This is a genomic window from Bacteroides sp. 43_46 (genome assembly GCF_001915455.1).
Classification (GTDB): domain Bacteria; phylum Bacteroidota; class Bacteroidia; order Bacteroidales; family Bacteroidaceae; genus Bacteroides; species Bacteroides caccae.
The window spans coordinates 1-6,011 of sequence record NZ_MNQN01000073.1; the positions used below are offsets into that span (position 1 = coordinate 1).

The following is a 6,011-nucleotide window of genomic DNA, read 5'->3' on the forward strand; positions in this document are numbered from 1 at the left end:
ATAGAACAAAGTATAAATCAAATAAATAATTGTCAGAATGAACGTTTCATTACAAAACATTGACAAAGTAAGCGCAGAGCTTACTGTAAAGCTTGAGAAAGCCGATTATCAGGAGAAAGTAGACAAAGAGTTGAAATCACTCCGTCAGAAGGCACAGATCCCGGGATTCCGTAAAGGTATGGTTCCTACAAGTCTTATTAAAAAGATGTATGGTAAGTCGGTGATTGCAGAGGTAGTGAATAAGACGCTGCAAGAAGCTGTTTACAATTATATTAAAGAAAATAAGGTGAATATGTTGGGCGAACCGTTGCCTAACGAAGAAAAACAGCAGAATATCGACTTCGATACAATGGATGAATTTGATTTCGTGTTCGATATTGCTTTGGCACCCGAATTTAAAGCGGAAGTAAGCACTAAAGATAAAGTCGATTATTATACGATTGAGGTATCTGACGAGATGATCGACAATCAGGTGAAGATGTATACTCAACGCACCGGCAAATACGATAAAGTAGATGCTTACGAAGATAATGATATGCTGAAAGGCCTGTTGGCTCAGTTGGACGAAGAAGGTAACACGAAAGAAGGCGGTATTCAGGTAGAAGGTGCTGTTTTGATGCCTTCTTATATGAAGAATGACGACCAGAAAGCTATCTTTGCTAATGCGAAGGTAAACGATGTGCTGGTGTTCAACCCGAATGTGGCTTATGACGGTCACGCTGCTGAGTTGGGTTCTTTATTGAAAATCGACAAGGAAATCGCTAAGGATGTTAAGTCTAACTTTAGCTTTCAGGTAGAAGAAATCACTCGTTTTGTTCCGGGCGAACTGACTCAGGAAGTGTTCGATCAGGCATTCGGTGAGGGCGTTGTGAAGACTGAAGAAGAATTCCGCGCTAAGATCAAAGAAGAAATTGCTGCAAGATTTGTTGCAGACAGCGATTATAAGTTCTTGATTGATGTTCGCAAGGTATTGATGGATAAAGTAGGTAAACTGGAATTCCCGGATGCACTGCTGAAACGTATTATGTTGCTGAACAACGAAGAAAAGGGCGAAGAATATGTTGCTGAAAACTATGATAAGAGTATTGAAGAACTGACTTGGCACCTGATTAAAGAACAGCTGGTAGAAGCAAACAATATCAAGGTAGAACAGGAAGATGTGCTGAAAATGGCAAGAGATACAACAAAGGCACAGTTTGCTCAATATGGTATGCTTTCTATTCCTGATGATGTACTTGACAACTATGCACAGGAAATGTTGAAGAAGAAAGAAACTATCAACAATCTGGTGAGTCGTGTTGTAGAAGTGAAGTTGGCTGCTGCCTTGAAGGCACAGGTTACTTTGGAGAACAAGAACGTTTCTATCGAGGAATTCAATAAGATGTTTGAATAAACGTTCGGCTGAACAGAATATAAAGTCACAGAAACACAGAGTTTTTATAAAATTATAACTCTGTGTTTTTTTGTGTCTCTGTATTCTTTTTCGTTTCTTTGTACTTACGTTTATTTTTAATTAATAAGAAAGGAACAATAACATGGATGATTTTAGAAAATACGCAACCAAGCATTTAGGAATGAATGGCATGGTTTTGGACGATGTGATTAAATCGCAAGCCGGGTATTTGAATCCTTATATTCTGGAAGAAAGACAGTTGAATGTAACTCAGCTTGACGTATTCTCCCGCTTGATGATGGACCGCATTATTTTCCTCGGTACACAGGTGGACGATTATACTGCTAATACGCTTCAGGCACAGTTGCTGTATTTGGACTCTGTTGATCCGGGCAAGGATATTTCTATTTATATCAACTCTCCGGGCGGAAGTGTGTACGCCGGACTGGGCATTTACGATACGATGCAGTTTATCTCGAGTGATGTGGCTACGATTTGTACAGGTATGGCGGCTTCTATGGCAGCTGTATTGCTGGTTGCCGGTAAAGAAGGCAAGCGTTCTGCACTGCCTCACTCGCGTGTCATGATTCACCAGCCGATGGGAGGCGCACAGGGACAGGCCTCGGATATTGAAATTACTGCCCGTGAAATTCAAAAATTGAAGAAAGAACTTTATACGATTATCGCCGATCATTCGCATACTGATTTTGATAAGGTATGGGCGGACTCTGACCGTGACTACTGGATGACAGCACAGGAAGCGAAAGAGTACGGCATGATTGATGAAGTATTGATTAAGAAATAAAAATGGCTGATTCAAAAGCAAAGAAAAAGTGTAGCTTCTGCGGTCGGTCGGAGAATGAAGTTGGATTCCTGATTACGGGAGTAAACGGTTATATCTGCGACAGTTGTGCCACCCAAGCTTATGAGATTACTCAGGAAGCGTTGGGCGAAGTCAAGAAAAGCGCCGGAGCTACCAAACTTAATTTAAATGAACTACCCAAACCGGTAGAAATCAAGAAATTCCTTGACCAGTATGTAATAGGACAGGATGACGCCAAGCGTTTTCTTTCCGTATCGGTCTATAACCATTATAAACGTTTGCTCCAAAAGGATAGTGGAGATGATGTGGAAATTGAAAAATCGAACATCATTATGGTGGGTAGCACCGGAACCGGAAAAACATTGCTGGCTCGTACGATTGCCAAGTTGCTCCATGTTCCGTTTACAATTGTGGATGCTACGGTACTGACGGAAGCCGGTTATGTGGGAGAGGATATTGAAAGTATTCTAACCCGTCTGCTTCAGGTGGCTGATTATAATGTACCGGAAGCTGAACAGGGAATTGTATTTATTGATGAGATCGACAAGATCGCCCGCAAAGGAGATAATCCTTCTATCACTCGTGACGTGAGCGGTGAAGGTGTACAACAGGGATTACTGAAACTGCTCGAAGGTTCCGTGGTGAATGTGCCCCCACAGGGAGGCCGTAAGCACCCCGACCAAAAGATGATTCCGGTAAATACCAAGAATATCCTCTTTATTTGTGGCGGTGCTTTCGATGGTATTGAAAAGAAAATCGCACAACGACTGAATACGCATGTTGTAGGCTATACAGCTTCGCAGACAACAGCGAGGATTGATAAGAATAACATGATGCAGTATATTGCTCCCCAGGATTTGAAGTCATTCGGACTGATTCCCGAAATAATCGGTCGTCTGCCAGTATTGACTTACCTCAATCCTCTGGACCGTGATGCGCTTCGTGCTATCCTTACCGAACCCAAAAACTCTATCATCAAACAGTATGTTAAACTGCTTGAAATGGATGGTATCAAGTTGACATTTGAAGATTCTGTCTTTGAATATATTGTCGATAAGGCGGTTGAATATAAGCTTGGTGCTCGTGGATTGCGTTCCATTGTGGAAACGATTATGATGGATGTCATGTTTGAAATCCCTTCGGGAAGCAAAAAAGAGTATGAAGTGACGCTGGATTACGCGAAGCAGCAACTGGAAAAAGCAAACATGGCAAGGCTGCAAACCGCTTAAAATCAAAAAGTAAGGCGATTGTAAATGAAGGCTTCTGTTTTTTCTTGAAAATATTAGTCGTATTTTGCTTGGTAATTACGAAGTTGTTTATAACTTTGTTTGGTTCTCTTGAAAAAGAGTGCTTTGCTTAAAGTTAAACCATGAACTGAATAAAACAACCTAAGTTAAGATGGCAGGGAAGATTAATTTAATAAATGAACTGAAGAAGTGTTTCGGATTTAATAAATTCAAGGGAAACCAGGAAGCAATCATTCAGAACTTGCTTGATGGTAGAGACACCTTTGTACTGATGCCTACCGGTGGCGGGAAATCCTTATGCTATCAGTTACCTTCGCTCTTGATGGAAGGAACGGCAATTGTAATTTCTCCGCTTATTGCGTTGATGAAGAACCAAGTGGATGCAATGCGTAATTTTAGTGAAGAAGATGGTATCGCCCATTTTATTAATTCTTCATTAAACAAAGGCGCGATAGACCAAGTGAAGTCTGACATCCTTGCCGGAAAGACAAAATTGTTATATGTGGCTCCGGAGTCTTTGACAAAGGAAGAGAACGTAGATTTTTTGCGCTCGGTGAAAATTTCGTTTTACGCGGTAGACGAGGCTCACTGTATTTCCGAATGGGGGCATGACTTCCGGCCGGAATATCGGCGGATTCGTCCTATCATCAACGAGATCGGAAAGGCTCCGTTGATAGCACTTACTGCAACGGCAACGCCAAAGGTGCAGCACGATATCCAGAAGAATCTGGGAATGGTGGATGCACAGGTTTTCAAGTCATCGTTCAACCGTCCGAACCTGTATTATGAGGTACGCGCGAAAACTGCTAATATTGATCGTGATATTATCAAGTTTATCAAGAATAATCCGGAAAAATCGGGTATCGTTTACTGCCTTAGTCGGAAGAGAGTAGAAGAACTTGCTGAAATTCTTCAGGCAAACGGTATCAACGCGCGTCCTTACCATGCGGGTATGGACTCATTGACGAGGACGAAGAATCAGGATGATTTCCTGATGGAAAAAGTGGAAGTCATTGTGGCTACGATCGCTTTCGGTATGGGGATTGATAAACCGGATGTGCGGTTTGTGATTCACTACGATATCCCGAAAAGCTTGGAAGGATATTACCAGGAAACGGGGCGCGCCGGTAGAGATGGCGGTGAAGGTCAGTGCATAACCTTTTATACAAACAAAGACTTGCAGAAACTGGAAAAGTTCATGCAAGGGAAACCTGTGGCAGAACAGGAAATTGGCAAGCAGCTTCTGCTGGAAACCGCTGCTTATGCCGAATCTTCCGTATGCCGACGTAAGACATTACTACATTATTTCGGTGAAGAGTACACGGAAGAAAATTGTGGAAATTGTGACAACTGTTTAAACCCTAAAAAACAAGTGGAGGCTCAAGAATTATTGTGTGCCGTGATTGAAGCGATTATCGCGGTGAAAGAAAACTTTAAGGCAGATTATATCATTGACATATTACAAGGTAGAGAGACTTCGGAGGTACAGGCTCATTTGCATGAGGACCTCGAAGTATTTGGCTCAGGTATGGGCGAAGAAGACAAAACATGGAATGCAGTAATCCGTCAGGCTCTGATAGCAGGCTATTTGAGCAAAGATGTAGAACATTACGGTCTTTTGAAAGTGACGGAAGAAGGACACAAGTTCTTGAAGAAACCTAAATCATTCAAGATAACGGAGGATAATGACTTTGAAGAAGTGGAGGAGGAAGTACCGGCACGCGGCGGTGGCTCTTGTGCAGTAGACCCTGCTCTTTATTCAATGTTGAAAGACTTGAGGAAGAAGCTCTCTAAGAAACTGGAAGTTCCTCCTTATGTAATTTTCCAGGACCCGTCTTTGGAAGCAATGGCTACTATCTACCCGGTAACACTGGAAGAGCTACAGAATATTCCCGGTGTAGGTGCCGGAAAGGCGAAACGCTACGGTGAAGAATTCTGTAAACTGATTAAACGTCACTGTGAAGAGAATGAAATAGAACGTCCCGAAGACTTGCGTGTACGTACGGTTGCTAATAAGTCGAAAATGAAAGTGTCTATCATTCAGGCTATTGACCGTAAGGTAGCCTTAGATGATATTGCTCTATCCAAAGGTATTGAATTTGGAGAACTGTTGGATGAAGTAGAAGCAATTGTCTATTCCGGAACCAAACTGAATATTGATTACTTCTTGGAAGAGATCATGGATGAAGATCATTTGCTTGACATCTACGATTATTTTAAGGAGTCTACGACAGACAAGATTGATGATGCACTTGATGAACTGGGGGATGACTTCACTGAAGAAGAAGTTCGTTTGGTACGTATTAAGTTCATCTCTGAAATGGCAAACTAAAAAAAGCGAAAAAAATAGGCGTGCAGGTATGCGGTTTTGAATAAAAACCGTATGTTTAGATTGGGTTCTGTTTGTCAGTAACTTACAAAGTTAGTTCCTCAAATTTGTACTTATCTAGCCTTGTTTGAACGACACAAAGATAGGATTAATTATGTATAAGGCATAATTTTGAGATTAGAATTTTAGTCTGCATTTAGATGTGACAATTCATATTTA

The 6,011-nt window shown here is 41.5% G+C and carries 4 protein-coding genes; all 4 read left to right on the plus strand.

Annotated features, from left to right (window positions below; translation table 11 throughout):
• The first annotated feature begins 37 nt into the window (after positions 1-37).
• The 4 genes from tig (at position 38) to recQ (ending at position 5,795) form a co-directional block, all read left to right on the plus strand.
• Positions 38-1,393 carry a trigger factor gene (gene tig / locus BHV72_RS06665; RefSeq protein WP_005679119.1) on the plus strand — a complete coding sequence of 452 codons (1,356 nt, stop codon included), beginning with the start codon at positions 38-40 and terminating at the stop codon, positions 1,391-1,393.
• A gap of 142 nt (positions 1,394-1,535) precedes the next feature.
• A complete protein-coding gene (clpP, locus tag BHV72_RS06670) occupies positions 1,536-2,198 on the plus strand; it encodes an ATP-dependent Clp endopeptidase proteolytic subunit ClpP (RefSeq protein WP_005679121.1) in 663 nt (220 codons plus the stop codon).
• A 2-nt stretch (positions 2,199-2,200) separates the two neighbouring features.
• Positions 2,201-3,445, plus strand: a complete 1,245-nt coding sequence (clpX, locus tag BHV72_RS06675; RefSeq protein ID WP_005679123.1) for an ATP-dependent Clp protease ATP-binding subunit ClpX — start codon at positions 2,201-2,203, stop codon at positions 3,443-3,445.
• A 169-nt stretch (positions 3,446-3,614) separates the two neighbouring features.
• Complete coding sequence (gene recQ, locus BHV72_RS06680) at positions 3,615-5,795, plus strand: DNA helicase RecQ (protein WP_005679124.1); 2,181 nt, start codon at positions 3,615-3,617, stop codon at positions 5,793-5,795.
• Positions 5,796-6,011: the final 216 nt, after the last annotated feature.

Excerpts from the sequence above, each read along its gene's own strand:
- recQ (WP_005679124.1), top strand. The coding sequence starts at position 3,615 with ATGGCAGGGAAGATTAATTTAATAAATGAACTGAAGAAGTGTTTCGGA.
- tig (WP_005679119.1), top strand. The coding sequence starts at position 38 with ATGAACGTTTCATTACAAAACATTGACAAAGTAAGCGCAGAGCTTACT.
- clpP (WP_005679121.1), top strand. The coding sequence starts at position 1,536 with ATGGATGATTTTAGAAAATACGCAACCAAGCATTTAGGAATGAATGGC.
- clpX (WP_005679123.1), top strand. The coding sequence starts at position 2,201 with ATGGCTGATTCAAAAGCAAAGAAAAAGTGTAGCTTCTGCGGTCGGTCG.